The organism is Pseudomonas sp. AC169 (assembly GCF_979258515.1).
Window position 1 is genome coordinate 4197141 of record NZ_OZ409866.1, and the last position, 26416, is coordinate 4223556.

The 26416-nt window shown below is 56.4% G+C and carries 20 protein-coding genes and 1 tRNA gene; 10 read left to right on the top strand and 11 right to left on the bottom strand.

The window, feature by feature from the left end; translation table 11 throughout:
• The first annotated feature begins 24 nt into the window (after nucleotides 1-24).
• From ACZZ0G_RS18915 to ACZZ0G_RS18925, 3 genes are all read left to right on the top strand, one after another.
• Complete coding sequence (locus ACZZ0G_RS18915) at nucleotides 25-1374, top strand: sensor domain-containing protein (protein ID WP_463557135.1); 1350 nt, start codon at nucleotides 25-27, stop codon at nucleotides 1372-1374.
• A 117-nt stretch (nucleotides 1375-1491) separates the two neighbouring features.
• Nucleotides 1492-1647, top strand: coding sequence for a KGG domain-containing protein (locus ACZZ0G_RS18920; RefSeq protein ID WP_007911485.1), 156 nt, complete (start codon nucleotides 1492-1494; stop codon nucleotides 1645-1647).
• A gap of 76 nt (nucleotides 1648-1723) precedes the next feature.
• A complete protein-coding gene (locus ACZZ0G_RS18925; protein ID WP_034153112.1) occupies nucleotides 1724-2227 on the top strand; it encodes a DUF4142 domain-containing protein in 504 nt (167 codons plus the stop codon).
• Nucleotides 2228-2272: 45 nt separating this feature from the next.
• Here ACZZ0G_RS18925 and ACZZ0G_RS18930 read toward each other — a convergent pair whose 3' ends face one another.
• Nucleotides 2273-2683 (bottom strand): low affinity iron permease family protein, encoded by a 411-nt coding sequence (locus ACZZ0G_RS18930; RefSeq protein ID WP_123594790.1) that lies wholly within the window; start codon nucleotides 2681-2683, stop codon nucleotides 2273-2275.
• 166 nt (nucleotides 2684-2849) lie between these two features.
• Here ACZZ0G_RS18930 and tam point away from each other — a divergent pair, with 166 nt between their 5' ends.
• Complete coding sequence (gene tam / locus ACZZ0G_RS18935; RefSeq protein WP_463557136.1) at nucleotides 2850-3620, top strand: trans-aconitate 2-methyltransferase; 771 nt, start codon at nucleotides 2850-2852, stop codon at nucleotides 3618-3620.
• Nucleotides 3621-3857: 237 nt separating this feature from the next.
• Here tam and ACZZ0G_RS18940 read toward each other — a convergent pair whose 3' ends face one another.
• From ACZZ0G_RS18940 to ACZZ0G_RS18975, 8 genes are all read right to left on the bottom strand, one after another.
• Nucleotides 3858-4586 (bottom strand): class I SAM-dependent methyltransferase, encoded by a 729-nt coding sequence (locus ACZZ0G_RS18940; RefSeq protein WP_463557137.1) that lies wholly within the window; start codon nucleotides 4584-4586, stop codon nucleotides 3858-3860.
• A 287-nt stretch (nucleotides 4587-4873) separates the two neighbouring features.
• On the bottom strand, nucleotides 4874-5230 hold the full coding sequence (locus tag ACZZ0G_RS18945) for a helix-turn-helix domain-containing protein (RefSeq protein WP_064119708.1): 357 nt from the start codon (nucleotides 5228-5230) through the stop codon (nucleotides 4874-4876).
• Nucleotides 5230-5532: a type II toxin-antitoxin system HigB family toxin gene (locus ACZZ0G_RS18950; protein WP_463557138.1), complete on the bottom strand. Its 303-nt coding sequence runs from the start codon at nucleotides 5530-5532 to the stop codon at nucleotides 5230-5232. Before ACZZ0G_RS18950 ends, ACZZ0G_RS18945 begins: the two co-directional genes overlap by 1 nt.
• 290 nt (nucleotides 5533-5822) lie before the next feature.
• Nucleotides 5823-5896: transfer RNA gene (locus ACZZ0G_RS18955), tRNA-Gly, on the bottom strand.
• 158 nt (nucleotides 5897-6054) lie between these two features.
• Nucleotides 6055-6939: an alpha/beta fold hydrolase gene (locus tag ACZZ0G_RS18960; RefSeq protein ID WP_064119706.1), complete on the bottom strand. Its 885-nt coding sequence runs from the start codon at nucleotides 6937-6939 to the stop codon at nucleotides 6055-6057.
• Between the two features lie 317 nt (nucleotides 6940-7256).
• Entirely contained in the window at nucleotides 7257-7949 is a 693-nt protein-coding gene (locus ACZZ0G_RS18965; RefSeq protein ID WP_463557139.1) for a pseudouridine synthase, read from the bottom strand.
• Between the two features lie 33 nt (nucleotides 7950-7982).
• Nucleotides 7983-8213 (bottom strand): cysteine-rich CWC family protein, encoded by a 231-nt coding sequence (locus tag ACZZ0G_RS18970; RefSeq protein WP_463557140.1) that lies wholly within the window; start codon nucleotides 8211-8213, stop codon nucleotides 7983-7985.
• Nucleotides 8206-9693 carry a sensor domain-containing diguanylate cyclase gene (locus ACZZ0G_RS18975; protein ID WP_463557141.1) on the bottom strand — a complete coding sequence of 496 codons (1488 nt, stop codon included), beginning with the start codon at nucleotides 9691-9693 and terminating at the stop codon, nucleotides 8206-8208. The genes ACZZ0G_RS18970 and ACZZ0G_RS18975 overlap by 8 nt, the downstream gene beginning before the upstream one ends.
• Before the next feature lie 337 nt (nucleotides 9694-10030).
• Here ACZZ0G_RS18975 and ACZZ0G_RS18980 point away from each other — a divergent pair, with 337 nt between their 5' ends.
• Nucleotides 10031-10282, top strand: coding sequence for a hypothetical protein (locus ACZZ0G_RS18980; protein ID WP_463557142.1), 252 nt, complete (start codon nucleotides 10031-10033; stop codon nucleotides 10280-10282).
• Between the two features lie 181 nt (nucleotides 10283-10463).
• Complete coding sequence (locus ACZZ0G_RS18985; protein ID WP_463557143.1) at nucleotides 10464-10871, top strand: hypothetical protein; 408 nt, start codon at nucleotides 10464-10466, stop codon at nucleotides 10869-10871.
• A gap of 129 nt (nucleotides 10872-11000) precedes the next feature.
• Here the strand turns inward: ACZZ0G_RS18985 and ACZZ0G_RS18990 are convergent, their stop codons facing one another.
• Nucleotides 11001-16301 (bottom strand): SET domain-containing protein-lysine N-methyltransferase, encoded by a 5301-nt coding sequence (locus tag ACZZ0G_RS18990; protein ID WP_463557144.1) that lies wholly within the window; start codon nucleotides 16299-16301, stop codon nucleotides 11001-11003.
• Nucleotides 16302-16691: 390 nt separating this feature from the next.
• On the opposite strand from ACZZ0G_RS18990, the gene ACZZ0G_RS18995 reads away from it, so the two are divergent.
• The 3 genes from ACZZ0G_RS18995 to ACZZ0G_RS19005 are packed head-to-tail and all read left to right on the top strand — an operon-like array spanning nucleotide 16692 to nucleotide 24338.
• A complete protein-coding gene (locus ACZZ0G_RS18995; protein WP_463557145.1) occupies nucleotides 16692-17936 on the top strand; it encodes a glycosyltransferase family 4 protein in 1245 nt (414 codons plus the stop codon).
• A 10-nt stretch (nucleotides 17937-17946) separates the two neighbouring features.
• On the top strand, nucleotides 17947-18792 hold the full coding sequence (locus tag ACZZ0G_RS19000) for a hypothetical protein (protein WP_463557146.1): 846 nt from the start codon (nucleotides 17947-17949) through the stop codon (nucleotides 18790-18792).
• Between the two features lie 2 nt (nucleotides 18793-18794).
• A complete protein-coding gene (locus ACZZ0G_RS19005; RefSeq protein WP_463557147.1) occupies nucleotides 18795-24338 on the top strand; it encodes a calcium-binding protein in 5544 nt (1847 codons plus the stop codon).
• A gap of 68 nt (nucleotides 24339-24406) precedes the next feature.
• On the opposite strand, the gene ACZZ0G_RS19010 is transcribed toward ACZZ0G_RS19005, so the two are convergent.
• Entirely contained in the window at nucleotides 24407-25519 is a 1113-nt protein-coding gene (locus ACZZ0G_RS19010) for an enoyl-CoA hydratase/isomerase family protein (RefSeq protein WP_463557148.1), read from the bottom strand.
• A 132-nt stretch (nucleotides 25520-25651) separates the two neighbouring features.
• Between ACZZ0G_RS19010 and ung the strand changes: the two genes are divergently transcribed.
• On the top strand, nucleotides 25652-26347 hold the full coding sequence (gene ung, locus ACZZ0G_RS19015; protein ID WP_463557149.1) for a uracil-DNA glycosylase: 696 nt from the start codon (nucleotides 25652-25654) through the stop codon (nucleotides 26345-26347).
• Nucleotides 26348-26416 lie beyond the last annotated feature (69 nt).

Genomic DNA, 26416 nt, shown 5'->3' on the forward strand with positions numbered 1-26416 from the left:
TTGCCCGGACACCCACGCTGAACCATGGAAAGCCGAAACTCCGCGCCGTTGGCGAGTTACATCGACCTGTTGCTGGACGCCGTTTGCGCGGTCGACAAGCAAGGCCGCTTCGTTTTTGTCAGCGCCGCCTGCGAACGGGTTTTCGGTTATTCGCCTGAAGAGTTGATCGGCCGGCAAATGATCGAGCTGGTGCACCCGGCGGATCGTCAACGCACGCTCGCAGCCGCCAACGAAATCATGGGCGGCGAACCCAAGCTCAACTTCGAAAACCGTTACCTGCGCAAGGACGGCAGCGTCGTGCATATCCTCTGGTCGGCGCGCTGGTCGGAAGTCGATCAACTGCGCATCGCCGTGGCGCGCGACATCACCGAGCGCAAGCAGGCCGAATCCCGCCAGGCAGCGTTGTACGCGATTTCCGAAGCGGCCCATGCGGCGGAAGATCTGCTGGCGCTGTTCAAGCGTATTCATCTGATCATCGGCGAATGGCTGCCGGCGATGAATTTCTCTGTGGCGCTTTACGACGAGCATTGCGCGCAACTGAATTTCCCTTATCACGTCGACGATCACGAGCTGCAGCCCGAACAGCCCGGCACCGTCACCGGGCGTCTGTGCACGGAAGTTATCCGAAGCGGCCAGCCGATTCTTCTGACGCCGGACAGTGCAGATTCCCCAGCCGATTTCGCCGAACTGGTGGCCGGGCAGAATGCGCCTTGCTGGCTCGGCGTACCGTTGAATTCGAAAAACGGCACCATCGGCGCCTTGATCGTCAAAAGCCTGCCCGGCGGCGAGCGCTACACCGAGCAGGACAAGGAATTGCTGCAATACGTCTGCGCCCAGGTCGCCACGGCCATCGAGCGTCAGCAATTGCACGCCCGCCTGCGGCGCATGGCGCAGTACGATCAACTCACGCAACTGCCCAACCGCGAATTACTGCGTGATCGCTTGAAAGCTGCTTTGGCTGGCGCTCGCGAGCAATCCGGGCACATGGCCTTGCTGTATGTCGACCTGGATCGCTTCAAACAGGTCAACGACACCTTTGGCCATGCTGTCGGCGACATGCTCCTGCAAACCGTGGCCAATCGCCTCAAGGGCTGCGTGCGAGAGACCGACACCGTGGCCCGAATCGGCGGCGATGAATTTGTTGTGCTGCTGCACAGCGTTCAGGCCTCGGAAGATGCTGACGGCGTGGCGGAAAAAATCCGACAGGTACTGGTGCAACCGATGCGCCTCGATGGCCACAACCTGCACATCGAACCAAGCATCGGCGTGGCCCGCTATCCAGAGCACGGCAGTGAGGAACAGCAACTGTTTCGACATGCCGATCAGGCGATGTACGCCGCCAAACGCTTGAACCATCACGCACTCAACAGCTGATAAATCCGCGCCGTTCGTCGCAGCGACTGCAACTTTTCTAAACCTTTGCCGGCGAGAAAATTCTCAATCTTAGGCGGGCACCTGCCCGCCACGATCATTACCAAGAGGTAGAGAATCATGCCTAACTCAAGAAACTCGAACTCGGGAAACTTCGCCAACGATCGAACCAAGGCCTCTGAAGCAGGTCGCAAAGGTGGGAAAACCACCACAACGACTGTCGACAAAGAGCCAAAGCCAGACATGGGCCGCAAGCCCGCTCAGAAATCGAAGTAGTCGGTGAAGGTAGTTTTGATTGAGAGGCGGGGGCGTAAGCTCCCGCTTGAATTTCGCAAGTAAGGAGGGCGCGACCATGAGCCGGATGGCCACCCGTATACGCACCATGAGTTTTGCATCATTGTTGGGCCTGTGTGCCAGCAGCGCTTTTGCCCAGTCGCCCGCCGATTTCATCAACGATGCCTCGGCCAAAGGCATGGCCGACATCGAGGCCAGTCGTCTGGCCCACAGCAAAGCCGAATCGAAAGAGGTCAAGGACTACACCATCGTCGTCATCAACGACCGCACCACGGCCAACCAGCATCTGGCGAAAATCGCCAAGAAGCTCGACCTGCCCGTCGCGCCCCGTGAGGAGCTGGCCGATAAGGCCAAGGAGTTGATGCCGCAAGTGACCGACGGCGCCTCCTTCGATCAGGCTTACGCCGCCAGTCAGGTAAAAGCCACTGAAGAGGCCATCGAGCAGATTCAGCAGGAAGCGCAGACCACCGACGTGCCGGAGATCAAGGCGTTTGCCGACGAGACACTGCCGAAGCTGCAAAGCCATCTGGAGAAGGCCCGCCAGCTGCAAGCCAGCCGTTAATCAAGCTTCAAGAAACCGCTGCCGTGGGCGGCGGTCTCTTGCATTTCAGCATTCATTCAAATCCTGCTTCGACTTGCTCTTCTCGCCCAGCCCCTCAAGATTGAAAACCTCACCCTCGCCCAACGAGCGGTAGTGCCTGCGCAACGCCTCCAACTGCTTCAAATCCAGCGCCTCCAGCCCAAGCATCGCGTTCTGCGCTTCTTTGGTCACCAAGAGCAATTCATCGATCTTCAAATGAAGAATGTCGGTGTCGCGGTTCTGCGTGTTCTGGATCAGGAAGACCATCAGGAAGGTGATTATCGTGGTCGAGGTGTTGATGATCAGTTGCCAGGTGTCGTTGTAATGGAAAATCGGCCCGCTCAAGCCCCACAAGCCGATCAGGATCAATGCGCCCATGAAGGTCTTCGGACTACCGGCCACCATCGCGAGCTTCTGGGAGATTTTTGCGAATTTCATTGCCGTGTTCCTTATTGGGAGGAGTCTTGAAATTCAGACATCTGCGGCTGGTGGAAAATTCTAATTACAAATCCGCTCACGTCATCGGACGTTGGTAGGGCAGGCACGCGTGCCAGATCGCGGTATCGTGTCGAACCGCTGGAATGCCCCCCGACAGGAGAACGCAATGAGTTGGTCCGCCAAACAATACGTCGCTTTCGAAGATGAACGCACCCGCCCGGCCCGTGATTTGCTGGGGGCGATTCCCACGCCTGAGGCGCGAACCGTGGTCGATATCGGTTGTGGTCCCGGTAACTCTACAGAGTTGCTGGTACAGCGTTTTCCCGGGGCGAAGGTCAGCGGGCTGGACAGCTCGGCAGACATGATCGATGCGGCTCGCAAGCGCTTGCCGGATTTGCGCTTTGATGTCGCCGAGATTGATAAATGGTCCGATGACGGGCCGTTCGATGTGATCTTCGCTAATGCCGTTTTGCAGTGGGTGCCGGATCACGCGACGTTGCTGCCGGCGCTGGCCAGCAAGTTGTCGGCGGGCGGCAGCCTGGCGATCCAGATGCCGGACAACCTCAATGAACCCTCCCACCGTTTGATGCGTGAAGTCGCCGCGAATAGTCCGTGGGCGAGCAAGCTTTCAGGCGCTGCGGGGCAGCGTACCGACATGGCGAGTGCCAGCGATTATTTCTCTATGCTGCGACGGCACTGCGCGCGGGTCGATGCGTGGCGCACAACCTACCACCATCAGTTGTCTGGCGGGGCGGCGGGTGTGGTGGAGTGGTTCAAGGGCAGCGGGTTGATTCCGTTTTTGAGTCCGCTGACCGAGGCGGAAAAGGCGCAGTACCTGGAGCAGTATCTGGCGGAGGTTGAGAAGGCTTATCCGGCGTTGGCGGATGGCTCGGTGCTGTTGCCATTTCCTAGGCTGTTTATCGTTGCGACACGTTGAAATCAATTGAGTCTGTTGTTCGGCTTGAGATTTTTGGTGCGCTTTCGGACGGCCCCCTCATCGGAACGCCGCCCGCCCAGCCCTCTCCCGAGGGAGAGGGAGCCGAGTTGTATTGTTTCCAAACCTGAGTTCGGCTGGATTTTGCACGTCGGCGTAGCTCGTACTGGCACCGCGGTCAGTCCCCTCTCCCTTTGGGAGAGGGTTAGGGTGAGGGGGCTTCTCAAGTTGCAAACCCGCTCAGCGCTGCACCGCCACCAACATCATCATCGGCCGCTCCCGCTCTTCCGCCAGCGCCGGTTGCGCCGCCACTTCAGCATCACTCGGCCCCCATTCATTGACATGACGAATCGTGAACCCCACATCAATCAACGAGTTGAGCAACGTCCCGACCGTACGATGCTGCTTGATCACACCCTCGGCCAGCCAATTGGTCACCCGCTCACCCTCCAACTGATAGCTGTCCAACGGCCAACGCTTATTCCCTTCAGCGTCAATCAACCAACCCGGATTACGCGGTGCCATAAAGATCGGATGCTCAATGGAAAACACAAAATGCGAACCCGGTTTCAGCGCGGCGTACAGGTGCGCAAACAGCCCCGGCAAATCCTTGATGTAATGCAGCGCCAGTGAGCTGTAAGCCAGATCAAAACTGCAGGCGGGCAGGTCGAGCTGTTCCAGATCGCCGCGCTCATAACGAATGTTCGCCGCCGTCGTAGATGCCCGCGCCCGCTCCAGCATCTTCTCCGAGACATCCAGCCCCAGCACGCTCGCCGCACCATTCTCAATGGCCCAACGGCTGAACCAGCCATAACCGCAGCCCAGATCCACCACGTTCAAGCCATGCATGGATGGCAACAGCGCCTTGAGCGCCGGCCATTCCGGCGCCGCGTCGAGGCCGCCGATGGAGCGGTTCATCTGGCTGTAGCCCTGGAAGAATTCGGGATCGTCGTAAATGTTTTGCGTCATGGTGAAGGGCTCTTTTGAGTTCGGTCGTCAGCGGCAAAGTGGCCGCGATTGGAATCCCTCGAAAGTGATGGCGCGTATTCGTCGATGGCCGCGCAGGGGGAGGGTGGTGGGTGATGGGGAAATGCTAGTCGGTCGGGCGGGAGGTGAAAACCGGTGGAGTGTTGTGGATCTGTAATGTCGGGAAAATCGCCAGCGAATCACTGTGGTTGGTGACTTCGCCTCACTGCGCGAAGGCACCCATCTCAAAAAACGGCCGTTGAAGCCGTTTTTCTTTGAAACCAGAAGATTCAGGACCCTGCGAGCAGGCTTTCGTAGGGGATTCGCAAGCCTTCGTGCAAGCGCTTGATCATCGATAAACTCAGTTTACGTTTTCGATTCAATACTTCAGATACTCGCCCACTGGTGCCAATGAACGGTTCGAGATCACGTGGGGTCAATCCCTGCTGATCCATGCGAAATTTAATCGCTTCTATTGGATCAGAGGGGGGCATTGGGTAATGCTCGTCTTCGTATTTCTCGATGAGCAATGCGAGTATTTCCAACTCGTCACCTTCAAGCGAATTGAGCTCGGCGCCCCAAAGCTGCTCCATGCGTACAAAAGCTGCGGCCAGGTCCTCCGGGCTCCGAATGGGTTTTATGTTCATCAGATGGTCTCCGCGTTGATCTTGTCATATTGGGCATGGCTGCCAACGAAACGGATGAAGCCAAGCTGTCGTTGATAGTCAATTGCCAAAATCACTCGATACTTGTTACCACCGATATTGAAAACAACTCTTGCGCCTTTAAGGATGCTGGCTGTTCTCAGTTCGGCTTTTACTTCCTGTGGCGTGCGGTAGCTGGCCTTTTCCATGTGGCGATACCATTCAACAAGCGGTGTCTCAGACTCAGCGAAAGCAGGGTTGCTTTCCCAGAATTGCCGCAAGGTTGCTCTTGCCATTATCCGCATCCATGCCTCCTCCCTTTTTGGGAGATGTTAGTCGTCAATTTCCAGTGATGCAATCACTGATATTCAATGAGTGGGACGATAAAACGGCCCCTCTTTTTAGGTTAGAAGGCATCTGGACGGTATGGGGTGAGGCATGTTTTTCAAGGCGTGACACGAACGGGGCGAAGATAGACTGGTTTCAGAATATTGACTCTTCCAAATCCCAGCCACAAAAAAACCGGCCCTGTAGGCCGGTTTTTGCTGTTCTTGCATCCCCCGTCAAAAAACACAACGTGAGACCAAAATTCGAGTGGAGCGGGTAGAGGGAATCGAACCCTCGTCGGAAGCTTGGGAAGCTACTGTTCTACCATTAAACTATACCCGCTCAGAGCGGCTGACTTTGTACCAGACTCGGCCACGGATTTGAAGTTTTTCTTTTACTCATGAACGCTTTGAATCACTGAAAACGGTCAATCGCGGGCGAGCACTGCGGTGCGTAAAGCAGAATCCCCACCCCACAGACTCGCTCGCGACGACTCTCTTTCAAATTGCCAGTGCATGTTGATCCTGAACAAACGAGTAACGCGTTCGGCTGGTCTGCTGCGCCGGTTTCAGAAAGCCGAGCAAGGCGTTCTGGCTATCGCGGCATGCCGCTTTGTGTTCCATATCGAGAAAGTGCCCGGTGGCTTGCAGCGTGGTGAACGTGCTCTGGGCTACGTGGTTGCCGAACAGGCGTGCGTCTTCGGCAGCGGTGTACTCGTCCCATTCGCCGTTCAGAAACAGCACCGGTACGTTGATTTTTTTCGCTGCATTCAGATAGCACTGCCGATCGCTGTGCAGCACGTCGCTGATGTGGAAGTGCATCTGCCCGTATTCGTGCTCGGCGAGGCTGCTGACGTGGCGATAGTTGAAGCGTTTGAACAATGACGGTAGATGTTTGCCGATGGTGTTGTTGACCAGATGGCCGACGCGGTCGCCGTCGCGCTGGCCGAGGTAGTCGACGCCGCGTTCGAGGTAATCGAGCATGTGCGCGTTGATCACCGGCGAGAACGAGCTGATCACCGCCCGTTCGATGCGCCGTGGCTGGTGGGCGAGGGCGACCAGGGTCGCGGCGCCGCCCCAGGAGAACGACAGCACGTGTTCGGCGGCGAAGTGGTCGATGAGTTCGAGCAGAATCTGCCCTTCGACGTCCTTGGTCAGATGTTTCTCGTGGCGGTTGTGGGCTTTTGACCGGCCCGCGTAGGGCTGGTCGTAGCAGACCACGTTGAATTGCGGGTGCAGGTTTTTCACAGTCTGTGCAAACGACGCAGTCGTGGCCATCGAGCCGTTGACCAGGATGATGGTCTTTTCTGCGGCGTCTGCGCGATAGAACTCCGTGTAAACCCGATACTGACCCTGTATATCCAGCACAGCGATTTCTGGCCTCATGTCATAAGACTCCTGGCAAGCAAGCGGGTATGCGCGCAAATAGAGATTGCACGAGCTTTGTGACAGGTAGGCATACGCCTGGAATTTGCTTGGCCCATGTCGATCCGGTACGGCAGGTCGACGGGTATTGTTATTGGCGGGCAGTCTGCCGGCTGAGGCGCAACCCAGAGGGCTGACGACCGGCAAAAAGTTTCTTAGAGGTATGTTGTGACTCATCGGTCACAATCTGGCCGACGTCCTGATTCAAGCAGGGGAGTCGGGATCGCGCAAGTGCCGTTGGTAAATTGTTCGACAACTTCTGCTGAGCGGTCGCGGGCTTAGAACAAATGAATCTCTTCGGTGCGCAAAGCGCGGTACTCGCCCGGTTTTAGCGCGTTATCGAGCAGTAGCGGGCCCATGGATTCGCGGTGCAGGCGCAGGACTTTATTGTTGAAGAACCCAAACATGCGCTTCACCTGATGGTAACGACCCTCGACGATGCTCAGCCGCGCCGAGCGTGGGCCGAGCAGTTCCAGCTGCGCCGGCTGCGTGGTCAGATCCTCGAACGCGAAGTAAATCCCCTCGGCAAAGGTGCTCGCATATTGCGCGCCAATCTCCTGCTCGGTCTCGACGTAGTAGACCTTCGGCAATTTGGTCTGCGGTTGGGTCAGGCGGCGTGACCACGCGCCGTCGTTGGTAATCAGCATCAGGCCGGTAGTGTTGAAGTCCAGCCGTCCGGCGATGTGCAGATCGTCCTTGTCCGGCTCATCGATCAGGTCGAGCACGGTCGGGTGCTGCGGATCGCGGGTAGCGCTGACGCAGCCCGGCGGCTTGTGCAGCATGAAATAGCGCGCCGCTTTGCCGCTTTGCAGGACTTCGTCATCGACTTCGACGCGACTGAATTCCAGCACCTCGCTGTGCGGATCGCTGACGACTTTTCCGTCAATCCGCACGCGCTTTTCCACCAGCAACAGGCGAACCTGCTGACGGTTGTAGCGGGATAGGTTGCTGAGGAAACGGTCGACGCGCATGTTCAGATTTCGGTGATTGAAGGGCGGCGCATCTTACGGGATCGAGCGCTTGGCCGCTTGCAGTTGCGCCTCGACCTGCGCGCAACGCGGGCACAGGCAGGATTGGTCGCGCAGTTCTGGCGGCAGCGCCTCAAGCACGGCCGAGTCGATGCTGACGCCATAGCACCAGCATTCGCGGTCAGCAGTGCGCGGGTCGGCCAGGCTGCAGTCGTTGCGGGCGCCGCAGGCCGGGCAAAGGTCGGGTTTAACGTCGGAATCAGGCATAAGTCGAGTGAGGCATTTCCACGCAGGTGCGGTTACGGCCGGTGTGTTTGGCCCGGTACATCGCATGATCGGCCCGCGACAGCAGGCTGTGCAAGGTGTCATCGCGTTGCAGCGTGGTGGCGCCGATGCTCACTGTCAGATTGAGGCGGTGACCGTCGTAGGCATATTCGTGTTGTTCGACGTGCTGGCGGATCTTCTCGGCAATTTTCTGACCGGTGTCGCCGTCGGTGTCCTTCAGTAAAACGATAAATTCCTCACCGCCCCAGCGGCAGACAATGTCGGCGTGGCGCAGGCAGCTTTGCAGATCGCGGGCAAAACCGATCAACACCTGATCGCCGGCCATGTGCCCGTAAGTGTCGTTCAACACTTTGAAGTGATCGAGGTCGAGCAGCAACGCCGTTAGCGGTTTGGTCTCGCGTTGCGCTTCGTGCAGGGCCTGTGCGGCGAGAATGTCGAAGCCACGGCGGTTGGGCAGTTCGGTGAGACTGTCGAGAATGGCCTGCGCCTGGATTTTGCTTTGATAGCGCTTGATCACGCGGTTGAGCAGTGCCAGAACGATCAGCGTCACCAACAGGCAGATCAGCAGATTCAGGTACAGCGACTGGCGGATTTCGCTCAGCGCGCCATCCTCACGTTTATCAACAAACAGATACCAGTTCAGCTCCGGGATAAAGCGCACGTTGAGGAAATGCCCCTGACCGTGGGCGGAATATTCGTAGCTGCCGCTGTGGGGTTTGGGCAACTGGCTGACCAGGCTCTTCATGCTCTCCAGTTCACTCAGGCTCTGACCGATGTGCGCGCCTTCCGGGCCACCGTCGGCGCCGGTCAACACCAGTCGGCCAAAGGTGTCGACGAAGTACACGCTGCGTTGATAGCGCTGTTGATATTTGTCGATCAGCTTGATCACCGCGTCCACGGTCAGACCAACGCCCGCCGCGCCGATGAAGCGGTTGTGGTAGTCGTAAACCTTGTAGTTGATGAAGAAGGTCAGGTTGTCCTTGTTGGCCAGATCAGGGTCGACGTTGATTTCGTACGGTTCCTTCATGTCGCGCACACGAAAGTACCAGGCGTCGCGCGGCTCATCGACCTTGACCTGCTTGAGCACGCCTTTGGCGTGGTAGTAGGTGTGGCTGGCGTTGGAGACGAAGAACGCGGTGTAGGCGCCGTAATGGGTCATGACTTCGTCGAGGTAACGGGTCATCTGCTCGGGATTCTGCTCGCCGTTGACCACCCAGTCGCGCATGAAGGTGTCGCGGGACATCATCGAGGAAATCAGGATCGGCCGGACCAGGTCTTTCTGGATTTCCGAGTAGACCGTGTCGGAGGTCAGCGGCAATTCGGTGTTGACGATGTTGTCGCGGATCGACTCGCGGGAGGCGTAGTAGCTGAGCAACGAGGTGGCGAGAAAACCGGCGCCGAGCAGGGCGATCAGCGTCAGGACCAGCGAGCGTTGCGAGTACAGGGGAGAACGAAGCGGCATGGCAGTTCCGTTGGCAGTGGCCCGATGGCATGCATTCTAGTGTCACTGCGTGGAAATAACTGCTCCATGTGCGGCGCGAATGGTCGCTCCTGCATCGTAGGAGGGATGGACACGAACCTGTGGGAGCGAGCTTGCTCGCGAATGCGGTATGTCATTCAACAATGATTTGTCTGATCCATCGCCTTCGCGAGCAAGCTCGCTCCCACAGGGACTTGCGATGGTGCGGACACCGCTGATCTGAAGCCGAGCGGGAATGGGCACTTGATTGATTCGCGCCAGTCAAACGTGTGTCGGCTGCTCTGTTCCGTTGTGGCCGTGGGTCTTTCAGGAGGCCGCCATGCGTGTTCAGAAGATGTTGCTTGGTGCAGTGCTGATGTTCGGTTTGTCCGGCTGTTACTACTACGCCGGCCCCTACGATGCTTACCCCGCCTCCTACTACTATCCCGGTTATTACTCACCCTATTTTTACGGTGGTTATTACGGTCCGCGCTACTACGGCGGCGCGCGTTATTACTACGGTGGCTACGGATATCGGGGCGGTTACGGACGGGGTTATCACGGCGGCGGATATCACGGTGGCCACCATTAATCAGCGGTTGAATGACAGCGTTTTTGCGGATGAACAAGGTTTCATAAATCACTTGTTTCAACTTGTTGCAGGAACGCACCAGATGCCGAAAACGCTGTCTGATTTTTCGACAGTCGCCGATTAAATGACTGTCGCCTGCCAGCGTCGCTGGTGTGGCCAACCCGCGGTCCAGGAGGCCGCCATGTATAGACGAATTCTTCTGCTTGCTGCGTTGATGTTTTCCGTTGCCGGTTGCGTCCCGTACTCCTACGCGGACTCGTATTACAGCTCAGAGGTCTACACATCACCTGCACCGGCCTACTACAACACGGGCGGCAACTATTACAACGGTGGCAGCAGGTATTACGCGCAGCCACGCTATTACCAGCCAGCCCCGCGGTACTATCAGCAACCGCGCTATTACCAATCGGCGCCGCGTTACTATCAACCGGCCCCGCGTCACTACGAAAGCCGTCGCTGGCACGGCAATGATCGCGGACGCTGGGATGGCCAACGTCGCGGCGGTTGGGACAACGATCACCGCGGTCGTGGCAACTATGATCGCCATAGCGGACGCGGTGACCACAACGGACGTGGCAACCGCTGGTAATCACCCGCAAATGAAAAAGCGGCGCATAGAGCGCCGCTTTTTTGTGCCCGGGGGATATCTTCAGGATTAGGGCTGGCTGTACAGCGCACCCTCGAATCAAGAACCGTAGCAGCTTTGGTGCCCGAACATTCAGTGACCTGGTTCCGGCTTGATGGCGATATCCGGTATCGGCTGATAGGACAACCCATAGTCCACCAGTAATTCTTCACCTTTTTTGATGTCGTTCTGCGCCACATAGAACGTCAGGTTTTTTCCAACTGCGATGGAAATGACGTTATTCGACCGCCATGCCGGCCCGCCGCCCAGTTGCGAAGTATTGATCAGGCTCAGGGTATTGCCCGTGTGCAGCGCACTCACCGAGCGATTGCCCGAGCGCGTGCCGAACAAGTACGTCAGTACAGCCCGTGAACCTTGCTTGCGTATCTCCTGAAACAACGACGCATCTGATTCATGGAATTTGCCTGCGTACGGTCCCAGCACTTCGAACTTGGCAATATCGCGTCGCGCCCACACGGACGCGCCGCGATAGGGGCCACCGTCATCCAGTGCCGTGAGCACTTCCAGCGTCTGATCAAACCGCGACTGATGCTTTCGTTCGGTACGCAACCAGTCTTTGATCGATTCCTTGATCTGGCTTGAGACGCTTTTTTTGCTTGCGCTATCGAGACCGTCAAACAAGCCACCCCAATTGGCGATACGGATGTCATTGATCGGCCCCTCGAGGGATAAGGTCAGGCTGATTGTCGGGTCTCGCGGGTCCTGCAGGATCGGTAACGTATTGTCGGTTTGATGAGGCAATGACGAGGAAGCCTCGGGTTCAACTTTGATAGCGACAGGCAAGATGTACGAGGAGGGGTCGGGAACTTCCTCTACACGATCAGGCGTGTCGGCGGGTCTTTTTGGTGGCGGTGATTCCAGCGAGTCCTGCGCTGGCCGCTTTTGTGCCGTACTCGTTTCAGATTGTTGGCCTTCGAGAAGTGGCTGGGTACTTTGCCCCGCTCCTTCGACACGTCGCAAGGCTGTTTCTTTTAATGTGCCGTCTATGTTGACCAAGGTTATCCATTGGCGTGGATCGAGTCTGTTCTGGCGCAGGAACTCCGTCGCCGTAACGGTGTTGTCCGCAAGCCTGAGAAGCGAGTCCCACTGGCGTAAGTGTTGGTCGGTAATCTCGTTATAAGCAAGGCTCGCTACCCTGTGCATCCGGAGCTCCCCTCTTTGCCTAAGGCCTCCATCGACCCGGACATAATTGTAGAAGGTACTCGAATTAAGATGATAATGACCGGCAAATCCTTCCAAGGTCATTGTGTCTCGCTCTTGCTGAGACATGTTTTGCCAGTGACAGACGTGTATCTCATCCGGTTGGTATAACGCCAGGTCGGCAGGACGGTCCCGCACTAATACGCCGGTTGCGTTCAATTCGCCGTCAGGCTTCACGTAGTACTCAAATGTTTTTCGAGGCAGGTTGTTCTGTCGGGCAAAGCCCCGACGCTTGAGCGTCTGTTGCTCCGTTTTCGATAACGCCTCCCAGGCCCGCAAGTGTCCGGCAGTGATCCTGTCCTTGTGTTCTTCCGAAGTCCGCCTGGGCGCTTTCTCCGTACGTTGCAAGGCTGCGGTTCTGAGGGTTCCATCAGCTTTGACTCTGGCCTGCCATCTAGCAGGATCGAGTGCGTGTTGACGGACGAATTCCTCTGCCGAGAGGGTGTTATTCTGCTGCCCCGAAAGCGCCTGCCACCTGCGTAAATGGTCATCTGTCAGCGTGGTATAGGTGCCACCGGTCGCTCGGTGCAGCATCGATTGTCCCACTGGCGTCAGGCTTCCATCGGCTCGTACATGGGTCGTAAAGGTCTCCGGGTTAAGATAGTAATGACCGGAAAATCCTTTGATTGTCATGTCATTACGTTCTTGCTGAGACATTTTTTGCCAGTCACGGATATGGGTTTCGGTTATCCGATTGAAGGTTTTGTCTGTCGGACGGTCACGCACGAGTACGCCGGTTTCGCTCAATTGACCGTCAGGCTTCACGTAGTACTCAAATGTTTTTCGCGGCAGATTATTCTGCAGCGCAAAGCCTTCGCGGGTCAGCGTCAGCTGCTCAGTTCGAGGCATTGCCTCCCATCGCCGCAGGTGCTCGGCAGTGACCATCTGGGTCCTGTTCCTCGGGGACCCACCGGGCACCTCGATTGCCTGCATCGCCTGCGCTTCAGGTGGCTGGGCCGGGGCAGGCTGATCGAGGTTTTTTCTCGCGTTGAGACGTCTGATAGCCTTTTTTGTCAGGGCTCCATCCTGTCTGACGTACTTTTGCCATATGGAGGGGTTGAGCTTACGTTGCTGCATGAATTGCGTCGGTGTGACCGTATTGCCCGGTTGTGTGAAGAACGCATACCACTGGTTTAAATAGGTATCAGTTAATTTGTTATAGCTCCCACCGCTCGCCTTGTGCAGTAACGCTTCGCCGGCGGGCCGCAAGCGACCCTCAGCTGTTACGTAATTTTTGAAGGCGCCCGGGTTGAAGTGATGCAGGCTGATAAATCCCCCCATGGTCATTTCGTCTCGGGCGTTTTGCGTCATGTTCTGCCATTCACGGACATGCTCTGCGTTCGGCAGATTAAAGGCTGTGCCAGCGGGGCGGTCACGCACCAGTACGCCGGCGGCGCTCAATTCGCCGTCGGGCTTGACGTAATACAGAAATGTTTTTTGCGGCAATAGATACTGGCGAGCAAAGCCGCTGCGAGTCACTTGCTGCCTTTCCGCCGGCGGCAAGGCTTCCCATATCCGCAAGTGCAACGCGGTAATCTCCACCGCCACTCCTCCGCCTCCACGCGCGCCCAGTCGTTGCCACTGGTCACCCTGAATACGCTGAACGAGTAATTCGGTTTGCCGGTTGCCATGATAGACCCGCGCCTGCACGACGCCGTCTTCATTGCGAGTGACTTGCCTGACCTCGTACACCGCTGTTTTACCGTTGCTATCGGTATGGCGTATGTGGGAGAGATGCCCATCGGCGGCCACATACACCCCTTGGCTGTTGCCAGAGAGCCCGGCGATTCTGGACGCGGGCACACTGTAGTGACGAAACAGATCATGGCTTAGCTCGTGCCACTCATCGACGTATGAAGCGACCACGTTACCGGCGACAGCCTGAGTGGCGACGGCGAACTCCTTGATCGGGCTGCCGTAAGGCCGCATCGTGTCGACATCAAATGAATACCATTGGCCGCCCTTGAGCACGGCGGCGCCTTCCACTGTTTCGTCGGCGACTTTGATGGCGCCCGTTGCCGCAGCGTCATATTGATTGCTTATTGCCTTCAACACCTCGTAACGGTCGGCGGCACCCCTGAGTCGGTTGACGGCTTTGGCGCCTTTGGACAAGAGATAAAGACCACCGGTCCCCACGAGTCTGGCCAGATCACCCAAGCCGCCCACCGGGTTGAGCACATCGATAGTGGCGACACCGATGACATGAGCGGTCTTCAAGGCCTTGGCGCCGGAGGACAAAGCAGTGCTGCCGATCCTGATCAGTTTCCCTGCAGTGGCGACGCCCGCCGTGAGAAAACCGAATATATCCACGATGAGATCAAATACCGCCTCGCCGTAGTTGCCCTTCTGAAAATTGACAATGGCCGATCTGAAGGGGATCAGGTTCAACAAAAACTCACCTAACGGTTTGGGCCGGTAATAGTCGTCCATGGGCGTCTGCCCGCGTGCCAGCTCTTTGATTGCAGGATCATCGAGATCGAGATGTTGCACAAAGGCGTCGGCAATTGCCCAGGACCGGGCGCTGTTGAAACTGTTTACCAGTGACTCGCTCAAAGCACGCTCACGACCCAGTTCAGTCGCCGCGTCACGGGGGATAAGCGCTTTGGTCGTAAAATACTTGTTGGCTTCCCTTGATTCCTGTTGCCTTGCCCTGTGCAGGGCGGTTCGTTCAATCGAGTTTTTATTGATGTTGATTTCATAGGCCTGGAACTTGCCGCTCAATTCCGTCCTGATGAGCAGCCCGGGCTCGTTCGGGCCAGATGTGTGATTGAAAAAGCCATCGGACACAAATGAGCCTTGTTGGAAAAAAACGATTTTTCCACACTCGAAGTTCTTTCTGTCCTCAGGTGGAAGCAGCGAGATCATGTGCCTGACCGTTGTATTGACGGCGGCTTTTTTATCCTGGATAGCGCACGTGAACTGCTGTTCGAAAGCTTCCCTCACGCCAAACGTCGGGTTGCTATTCAAAGCCTCCAGCGGGATGCGGGCATCACTGGATGCAAGTGGCCGTGGATTGGGTAAATCCATCATCGCGTAATCCAGTAGCGAATGAATGCCACTAAAACCCGTCTGCCCACTCTCGCCGCGATACGTATCCGTGTGGAGTGCCTTGACTTTGAAAAGCGTGCCCAGATCGCCAAACCGCTCTATCAATGTGGCCAGGGCAATGTCTTTTCGTGTCGGTAATTCTTTGTCCAGTATTCTGGCGGCAGCTAGCCGCTCATCAAGCTCTTGGTTAAATGCCGCTCTTATCGTTTCAAGTTGCCCGGCGGTGTAGGTGTCATCGTTTCTTTGCAGGATGATCTGGTTGGCGACAGCCCAATCGAGTAACACGATTGTCTGAATGCGCTGGCTGGATGCAGCGTCAACCAGGCGGGCACTTTCAGACTTGCTCATGACCTGGGCAAACGACATGGCAGGGACTTTGCCCGGTGTTTGAGCCTCGATGGTCATTGCCGCAATGGTCAGGTTCGCCCATGCCAGACTGCCGACTTTCACATTCCCGGGTATGTCCGCAATCAGAAACTGCGGTGCCGACCTGCCCAGCAAAAGGTATGCACCGGTTTTCGCCAGGGCAGCGCAGGTTCTCCCTTCACGGCTCAAGTGTTCGGCGAGGTCAGCAACGACGTCAGATGCATGCCGTCCGCAATGTCGATAGCTGGCCAGCTCGAAGCCGGCTGTCTTGTTGCGATGGGGGTCAGTGATCGACTCAGGATCCATCTGCAGTGCGATCCCCGCCAGCAGGTAATCCATTGCGCTGCTTTCGCTGCCGATACCCTGCATTCTCTGTTGCAGCGATTTGCCCATCAGTTGCCCTTGCGGGGAGCGGAGCAGGCTTTCGAGTATCCGGGCAGGATCGTTCGCGATGTTATCCGGGAGTGGACAGCAATAACGCAAAAACTCCAGCACACCGCCCTTGGTTTGCATCACCAGCGGCTGATCGCCCAAGTGGTGTGCATGATTCATCGTGATCAGCCGCAAGCGGCGTTGTTCGTCCGCGCTGAGGGGGATAGGCCAGGACAACGCCCCACCCGGATTACCCAGCGGTTGCCGGATGGCACTGCTGCTGCCTGCGTTTGACGAGTGGATGTCGTCAGGTTCTGGTGTGGATTGATCGTCAGGGGGGGGCGGGTGAATCTGCGAAGGTGTGATTACGAGGGTATTGCCCGTCATGAGACTGTCCATAGTCAAAGAGTCATCCTTGGAAACGCGGGTGGGCGCTTCCGGCGTTCACGAGAGTAAAAACACTTCGTGAGCAAAAGCCATAAACCAAGTATGAGACTTTGCGTACAGGGCAGATGAGCCCAATGTCGCTCGGCCGGAGAGGATGTAAACAGGGCTTCCTGTCCAATCCGGCGATAGGCTCAGTAAACCCTCAAATCCGCCGACGGATGTCGCCCCGCCTTTTTACGCCCGTCGAAAAATCGTCCCATTAGCCATCTCCTAGGGCATTCCCAGACGCTTCCTACAGTTTCATTTCCTTGCATTTGTTAGCGTTTGTTCGTGCCGAACGAGGTGAGCAAAACTCAGTTCAATAGCGGCGAATAAAAGGACGATGCCGCTATGAAGCTTCTTGTGATTCACCAAAACTTTCCGGGCCAGTTCCGTCACGTAGTGCTGGCGGCGATTGCCAGGCGTTATGCGGTTTTGGCGATAGGTCGGGATACTGCGCCGGGTATCGCAGAGGTGAAAATATATCGATACCGCGCCGCCAGCAGAGCACCGGCTGATATTCATCCCTATCTGACCCGTTACCAACAAGCGGTGACTGATGGACAGAAGGTTTTTGAAATTCTGAGCAGGCTGAAACAGTCAGGTTATCGGCCAGACGTGATTCTCGCTCATCCCGGATGGGGGGAAACGCTCTTCGTCAAGGATGTCTATCCTGACACGCCGCTTATTCACTATTGCGAATATTACTATCGAGCGCACGGCGCGGATTCCGGGTTCGACCCTGAATTCCCGCGAGCCACAAGAGAGTCATCAAGGCTGCGAGTGCTCAATTCGCTGCATCTTTTGAATCTCGAGCAATGCGACATTGCCATTGCGCCCACGCGGTGGCAGCGCAGTCTGTTTCCGGCCGCTTATCAGTCGGCCATTCGGGTTATTCACGAGGGCGTCATTCAAAATTCTTACCTGGCGAAAGTTGGGGTCGTCAGGTTGCCCAATGGCGTCGAACTGAGAGCCGGGCAGCCGATCGTTACTTATGTCGCGAGGAATCTTGAGCCTTATCGCGGGTTTCACAGTTTTATGCGAGCGATCCCGCATATTCAGGCTGAGTATCCCGATGCCCAGATAATCATAGTGGGCGGTGATGACGTCAGTTATGGATGTAAGCCGGTTGGCTATGCAAATTGGCGCAGCAGGATGGAGGCAGAGGTAAGTTTCGATCATTCCACCGTTCATTTCACAGGGAAGCTTCCTTACCAGACTTTCCGGGCAGTTCTGGATTGTTCAAAGGTTCATGTTTATTTGACCTATCCGTTTGTTTTGTCCTGGTCGTTTTTGGAGGCGATGGCGGCAGGGTGTGTGTTAGTAGCGTCAGATACGGCTCCGGTAAGGGAGGTGATCGTCGATGGTCACAATGGAATGCTGGTGGATTTCTTCGATCATCACGGTATCGCCAAACGTATAGCGAAAGTTCTTGATTCCGTTGATGAGTACGACTGCCTTCGCAGCGCTGCGAAGTTGACGGCGAGTAGATTCGATGTGGAGTCCGGCACGAAACAATACTTTGAGGTTTTTGAAAGCGCGACGTCCGGCTATCTGAAGAAACAGCCTGTTCCTCAGTTTGACAGGGAGATTTGAAGTGCTCCGGATGTCGCGTAAGCAATGGGTTAAATGCTTTAAGAAGTTGTTGGCATACGGCTTGTTTATTTATGTCTGTTATTGCGTGGTGGGTTTTTATATCCGTGAAGAAGAAGTCGCCGTGGCGATGGCAATCTATTACGCGGATCAGGAGGCCTGTCAAAAGAAGCTGGCGAGCCTGAAGCAGGTGCCCATACTGGGCGGCAGCTATGTGGATAAGACTCTGGTCCCGGAGTTTTACGTGGGCATGCCTGAATTGGCGAATAAAAAAGCCTGCCTTGCCAATACGCTCAAGGGGCATTTCTGGTGGACAGGGACGGGTTTGCGCCGGTACCAGGATCAGAGCCTGAAATCGATCCCGGAAAGTTGGCGTCTTTATAAACTGAACGCCGGGCTTTATACAAGAAAAGAGAATACCGAGCCCCATGAGCGGGGCTATCGGCACGTCAATTGGCCGGATGAGTTGATTGTTAAGTTGAAAAACTATCCTGGGCTGGAGCTTTGGCTTAATGCACCTCCGCCGCATTTCAAGAATGAGGCTTCCGTTCGAAAGTTTGTCATTACCGACTGGCCGCGGCGTGATGGCACCCCTCGATTGATAAGCTGTAACGGCTTGATTCGCCCGGCTGCTGAGGAAGAACTGACTGACGAGAAATTGGCCAAGTTCAGCAGAACCCAATTGGAAAATCTGGATTTTGGAAGTTTGAATTTTTTTTGCACCGTGGAGTTACACAGCTTTGACTTTTCCGGAGGGCACGGTCGGGTAAGTCTCGGTCTATCGTCATTACGCGAATCACCTGAAATGCTTAAGTTTCTCAGTAGCTATCTTTCACGCTCTGTTATTACAAGGAAGTAACGATGAGTTATGTTTTTAATGATCTGGAAAAATCAGAAATTTTAAATGCAGCAAATATTTGCAAGGGGCTGATGTTCGATTCTGAAGATATCGAATATCTTGCGCTGAAATTAACAGGGGCTAGCTGCGCTCCGCTGTATCAAAAGCTATTCGATATTATTGGCGGAAGAGTTTCCGACGTTACCGCTGTCGATAATGAAGCGGGAAAAATTCTCAAAAGCGCCAGGCTCTGGCTTGCCGTGGCCATTGATGCCAACGGCGGAAAGGGTGCCTACTCCGCCCTGATTCGCGGTTATACCTCGCGGCAAGGTGAACTGAGACTGAATAAAATCTTCAGTGGAGAGCTGATGCAGCTGTCATCGAATCAGGTCGCCGCCAATTTCATCAATACCTTGATCGACGGATCCCTCGCCGGTCGACTGGCACCCTGGACGGTTCCATCCATCAGCCAGATTGCAGAGATTGATGCCAGTGCGATCGGCAAGGCACTGTTCAGTGAGGCTTGCGGAGAGAAGGATACAGCCGTGAGCCATAACGCCGGTTGGTCCGGGACCGTCGGATTCAGCCTGTTGGGTGGAGCGCCGCCCTATGAAACCTGGAGATTGATCTCCGCTGGTGATTCGCAAGGAGAAGATGGCGGTCCGCCGACTCAAGCACAAGCCAACAGGCTCGATGACTATAAAAATATTCTGTTCGCCATCGATTCATACAGTGTCGGCCTGCGGGCGGCGATCAGCAATTTCGGCGTCAATCCATTGCAAAGTCTGCTTTCCGTGGTGCCAGAGCAAATCAATATCGCGCTCGCCAGTGGCAGCCTCAATCCGCTGATTCAGCATGTAGTGAAAGGCACGCCGGTTTCCGCGGTGGTCGACCTGATATTGCGCTATGGCCAGAACGAATTCCTGGACATGTTCAAGCGCACCTACGACGGCGATTCAGCAGCGCCACCTACCACCGATGAAACCTTCGCCACCAACGCTCACGCATTCTTCTCGGCATTTTCACCAGAGCAGTCTCAAAGCATCGTCACCCGATCAATAGGTGAATACGGAAACGCGAACTCATGGGTAAAACTGGCGGGTGAGTCGACACCCATCGGCCTGGCGCTGCGCAATTCTCTGAAGCAACTCAGTGAAATCGTCATACAACGCGATGACGGTTACTCCGGACGCGGACTGGAACTCTACGATCCGCTGACCGGCGAAGGTTTCATCACTGCGCAATGGCTTGCCGATCGTGCGCAGATGTTGGCCCGGTTGATTGCCCGAACTCAGGGCTCGTTTGGAGAACACTCGCTGCAGAAGTTTTCCTACTCCGATCTCGCTTCAGGTAAACAGGCGCCGATGACCACCGGTGTGCTGAATCCGCTGGTCATGTTCGGTGATGACGGCGCGCGGTCTTTCGCGGGCGGTGCGAACACTGATCATCTCTATGGCGGCGCGGGCAATGACACGATCAATGGGCAGGCAGGTCACGATGTCATCGAGGGTGGACGCGGCAATGACTTGCTTGCCGGAGGCGACGGCAATGATGTGCTTTACGGAATGGCCGGTGATGATGTTTTGCTCGGAGGAATGGGTAACGATTCTTTGATCGGTGGCGAAGGCAGCGATCGCTATGAATTTTCCAGCGGTGATGGCATCGATGAGATCTTCGACGCCAACGCCAATGGCCAGCTGTGGATCAACGGCTCGCCGATTCCTTCACTCAAACGTCGTGCCCCTTTGAGCAATATCTGGTCGACCGAGGATCAGGCCATCACCCTGACCCTCATCGAAGAACTTACTGAACCCACGCTCAACGTCAAATATGGTCTGAATGATCTCGTCGTTATCAAGCACTTCCGCCCCGGGATGCTTGGCATCCGTCTTCCTGAATACCAAGGCCATACGGTCTCTGCTCCCGATCTAGTTCTTCAGGGCGACTGGAAAGCGAAAGATATCGACCCCAATGTTCCCGGGGATCAGTTCTCATACGATGAACTGGGCAACGCCTTGCTATTGGCCAACGTAAAACAGAGAAACAAGGCCGATGTGCTTTATGGCTCTGCAAAAGACGACGTCATTCTCGGACTTGGCGGATCAGATCGATTATTCGGCAAGGACGGAAACGATCAGTTGTTTGGGGATAAACAGACGACGCTCGAAAAAGCCATGGCCGCTGGCGACTCTAAAGGGAAAGCAACTCGCGGCGATTGGCTTGATGGAGGGGCAGGTCACGATTTGCTCATCGGTACGGCATCCCAGGACGTGCTTCTGGGCGGTAACGATCGGGATACGCTGATTGGAGGTGCGGGAGATGACGTTTTATCAGGGGATGAAACGACCGGCGCGCTGGAGCAGAAATGGGGATTCAAACGCGTCGACGTTCTTATAGGCGGTGGTGTCACCAGTCACCGAACTGTCTTTTCAAAGGCCTCCTTTAACAGTTCGACGCAGGGCGATAACGATGTTCTCTACGGCCAGGGCGGTCGCGATGTTCTCAATGGCGGATGGGGCGACGATCTGCTCGATGGCGGAACTGAAGATGATCTTCTTTGGGGGGAAGGGGGGAATGACACGCTGGCCGGAGGAAGCGGTAACGACACAGTGCTGGGAGATAACCTCGACTGGGGAGGTGGACTGCAAAGCAAACACCATGGCAACGATGTATTGGACGGTGGCAGTGGCGATGATTGGCTCGCTGGTAACGGTGGAGCCGATGCGATTTATGGTGGTCCAGGCAATGACACTCTCAAGGGCGATGACGATGTACTGAACGGCGTTGCCGGTGATGCCTCCCACTTTTTTGGAAATGACCTGCTGGACGGTGGTGCGGGAGACGACACACTCTGGGGCGGTGGGGCGGATGATCTGCTGTTTGGAGGTGAAGGTAACGACGCGCTGGCCGGAGATTATGCTGAGCATCCGATTCGGTATCACGGCAATGATTTACTTGATGGCGGAGCGGGCGATGACACACTTCAGGGAATGGGTGGCTCCGATACCTTGATTGGTGGCGCAGGAAATGACGTGCTAGATGGCGATGTGTCCAACCTGCAGTCAGGTGGAATCAACAATGATTACCTTCAAGGCGATGAAGGAAACGATACCCTTTTGGGCGGCTTGGGCGCCGACACACTTTACGGTGGTGCTGATGATGACATTTTATCCGGCGACTACGAGCAGACAGCCGAGGCTGAGCACGGCGCAGATTATCTGGACGGTGGTTCAGGCAACGATACCTTGCTGGGTGGTGGTGGCAACGACACATTGTTGGGCGGGGAGGGTGTAGACCACCTTCGTGGAGATTCCGGCAATAACGTTTTTGATGGTGGTGCCGGTAACGACGTGCTGGAAGGCCATGACGGCGCTGATGTTTACTATTTCGGCGCTGGCGATGGTCTGGATATTGTTACCGATGCCGGCGGCCGAAACATCATCAGGTTCGGCGCAGGCTTTTCCGCACAAAGTCTGAAAGCCGACATTATCGAAGTTGCCGTCGGCACGGTTTTGCGGCTGGCCAATGGCGCGGGCGACGCGATACTCATCAAGAGTCACGAGCAATGGACGGATTCCACATTCAGTTTCAGCGATGGCGTTGTACTTGGTTATGAGGATGTCCTGCGCAAAACATTGCCGCCGATAATGGTGCCCGAGTCATATGCAGCGGAAGTTGTAACCGCCACAGGAATCCAGCAAAGCAAAGTTGAAGATCCGGTTCAGCCAGACGATGCAACCATCGCGGCGCAACGCCCTGTGGCATCTGATCACCCCGTTGACTGGACTGAAAAATTCCTCGCGCAAATCAAATCCAAGCGCTACGCCCGCAAACACGCCACAGGTTTCACCTTGAGTGATCAAGGCGTCTGGGTTCGCAGTCATATCACGACTAGCGACACCGGTTACATCACTCACACCGAGCTGAGCGATGACGGCGTCGAAGCGGGAACACTGTCTGAAACGCCGCCATGGATGAAGGTTGATGCAGGGCAAGCCGTGGTCAGTGAAAGGCAGTCGAAAACCACAACCCGTGTCGAACATAAGCAGGTGAAAGCCGATGGGGCCATAGCCTCTTCAAGTCAGGCGCCTCGCTATTATCGATCCGGCTCGGCCAACGGCTTTTCATTCAATACGGGAGATGTATTGGTTGAAGACCGTAAGGAATCCGGCGCGCTTGAGGGCTGGTACATCTATCCGGCAGCAAGCTTCGGTTCGGGGGAAACGGTGCCCAAGGCGTTTCGCTGGGATGTCACAACTGAAACGATCAAACGCAAAATCGTCCCTGGCGACGATGCCGGCGGGCGAGTCAACGTCGAAGTGGAAAACGTTTTCCACGGCGGCGCGGGAGACGATCTGATTGTCGCTTATGCAGGCTCCCCACTTGACTACGGCACTGTCGGCGAGAGAACACCGGGCGCGTTTTTATCCGCAGGTGCAGGTGACGACACCTTGCTGGGCTCCGAGGGCGCCGACTATCTGGTCAGCGGGGCAGGGGATGATTGGCTTTACGGTGAAGACGGTGCCGACACCTACATCGTGCAAGCGCACGCCGGAGCAACTACCACGATTGCGGATGTGCCGAACCCTGTTTTCCACCGAGCAGAAGTTGGCGTAGCGGGGTGGAAAGACGAGTACGGGTTGATCGATCAGGACACGGTCGTCCTTCCAGCAGATGCGCAGCGCGATGCACTGCAATTGAGCTGGGGTGCTGCGCTGATAGAAACCACACTTGTCGAGCTGGAACCCAACCCAGGTCGTGGGGCACACCGCAATCCGCCAAGAGCCAAAATGCTCCATCCGACACTCGATATCAATTGGGGTGGGATACAGAAAGTTCGCATCGTCTTGCCCCTCAACGGTGAACTTGAGGGTGCCGGGATTGAGCTCTTGAATTTCGCCGATGGGTCGGTCGTGAGTTTGAAACAACTCTTGGAGTCAAGTCAGCTGGGCCCTGCGCCAGAGACTTTTCATACGGGTGTAACCGTTAACAATTCAACGCGTTTTACGTCTCTGCGAGACGGACGGGCGCTGCCGTTAGTCGGTGGTCGAGGCAACGACACGATAAGCGGCGCGGGGGAAATCCGAGGCATGGAAGGGCATGACGTGCTCACGGGCAGCCCCGGTGATGATCTGCTGTTGGGTGGGCCGGGCAATGACACGCTAACCGGCGGCGCCGGAAATGATATCTACCGATACGATGGCCTCGGCAGGGACGTGATCATCAATCGCGGAGAAGGCCTTGACGGGATCGACTTTTCCGAACGCAGGCTGATGATCGACAACTTGAAGTTTCACCGTGAGCGCGATGATCTGGTGATCGTGGTGGATTACGGCATGGCACCGAAAATCCGGGTTTCCAATCATTTTGCCGCAGGCGAAAGCGCTATCGGCTTCATAAGAGTCAGCGAAGGAACAGCGACTCAAGACTACAGCGCGATGCAGATTGCTGAACGTCTGCATCCTCTTCCGCCATTGAGGGATGTCGAAGACATTTTGATAAAGGGCGACGAAGAAGCGCAGCGGGCGATGACGGAGATCATTCAGTTTTACGAGCTGAATGTCTGAGTCGTATGGCGACCGATTGAGCCAGCTCGCGATGGGAATCCAGTCGTCATCGCGAGCATCGCGTCAGTTCAATACTGCGTCAAATCCGCCAACGGATGCCGCCCCTCCCAGACCTTGTGAAAGTGCGCCTCAACCACCGCCTCCGGCACATTGTTGATATCCGGCCAGTGCCAGTGCGGCTTCTGATCCTTGTCGATCAACCGCGCGCGAACCCCTTCGCTGAACTCCGGGTGCCGGCAGCAATTGAGGCTCAGGGTGTATTCCATCTGAAAAACTTCGGCCAGCGACAGGTGCCGGGCACGGATGATCTGTTCCCAGACCAGATGCGCGGTCAGAGGCGAGCCTTCGCTCATGGTTTTCGCCGCCCGGGCGATCAGCGGATCACTGCTGTCGCGTTGCAGGCTGATGGCTTTCCAGGCGCAGGTCACGTCGCTGACGTCGAGGAGTTCGTCGATCTGCTGACGACGTGGCAGCCATTGCGCCTCGGGCATTTGCGCCACGGCTTCCTGTTGCAGGGCCTTGAGCAGGCTGTTGAGTTGCACGTCGGTCTGTTCCTGCCAATTCAGTTGCAGCAGGCCTTCGATCAGGTCTGGTTGCTGTTCGTCGAGCAGGAAGCGGTCAGCCAGATCCAGATCGATCGCATCACGACCGTTGATGTGCGCACCGGTCAATCCGAGGAACAGACCGAGCTTGCCCGGCAGCCGGGCGAGAAACCAACTGGCACCGACGTCCGGGTACAGACCAATGGTGATTTCCGGCATCGCCAAACGACTGCTCGGTGTGACAATCCGCGTACTCGCGCCTTGCAGCAAACCCATGCCGCCGCCGAGCACATACCCATGGCCCCAGCAGATCAGCGGTTTCGGATAGGTGTGCAGGCTGTAATCCAGGCGATATTCCGCGCTGAAAAACTGCGCGGCCAGCGGCGGCACTTCACCCGGGTGGGCGCGACAGGCCTCGACCAGGCTGCGCACCTCGCCGCCGGCGCAGAACGCTTTGGCGCCGTTGCCGCGCAGCAGCACACAGACGATTTGCGGGTCCTTGGCCCAGGCGTTCAGTTTGTCGCTGAGGGCATTGATCATCGGCAGGGACAGCGCGTTCAGCGATTTTTCAGCATCCAGGCTGGCGATACCGATGCGGGCGCCGTCGGTGCCGGTGAGTTCTTCGAAGTGCAGATTCATCGTGACCTCGATCGGGAATTTGAACGATCAGTATGATCGTTGTGTGGGAAAATGCCGGATCTGCGTCAGATCAATTGACAAGCGTGGTCGGCTTTCCTAGGGTTCGCCCCATTGTTTTTGCCGGGTATGACCATGACTGCTGACGACCGTATCAAACTCGAACCGAGCTGGAAGGAGGCACTGCGTGCTGAGTTCGACCAGCCTTACATGGCAGAGTTGCGCCAGTTTCTGCAGCAGGAGCGGGCCGCCGGCAAGGAAATCTATCCGCCGGGGCCGATGATTTTCAATGCCTTGAACTCGACGCCGCTGGATAAAGTGAAGGTGGTGATTCTAGGCCAAGACCCGTATCACGGCCCGGGGCAGGCCCACGGCTTGTGCTTCTCGGTGCAACCGGGCGTGCCGGCACCGCCGTCGCTGGTCAACATCTATAAAGAGTTGAAACGCGACCTCAACATCGACATTCCCAATCACGGCTACCTGCAGAGTTGGGCCGATCAGGGCGTGTTGATGATCAACACGACCATGACCGTCGAGCGCGCCAACGCCAATGCGCACAAGGACAAGGGCTGGCAGTTCTTTACGGACCGGATCATTGAACTGGTCAGTGAGCGTCAGCCGCATCTGGTGTTCATGCTCTGGGGCGCGCACGCGCAGAGCAAGCAGAAGCTGATCGACGCGACCAAGCATCTGGTGCTGACGTCGGTGCATCCGTCGCCGCTGTCGGCGTATCGCGGGTTTTTGGGTTGTGGGCACTTTAGCCGCACCAACAAGTTTCTCGAACAGAATGGCGAGACGCCGATCGAGTGGCGTCTTCCACCTGTCGCGTAATCTCGTTCCCACGCTCTGCGTGGGAATGCCTCAATGGACGCTCTGCGTCCGCTTGGGACGCGGAGCGTC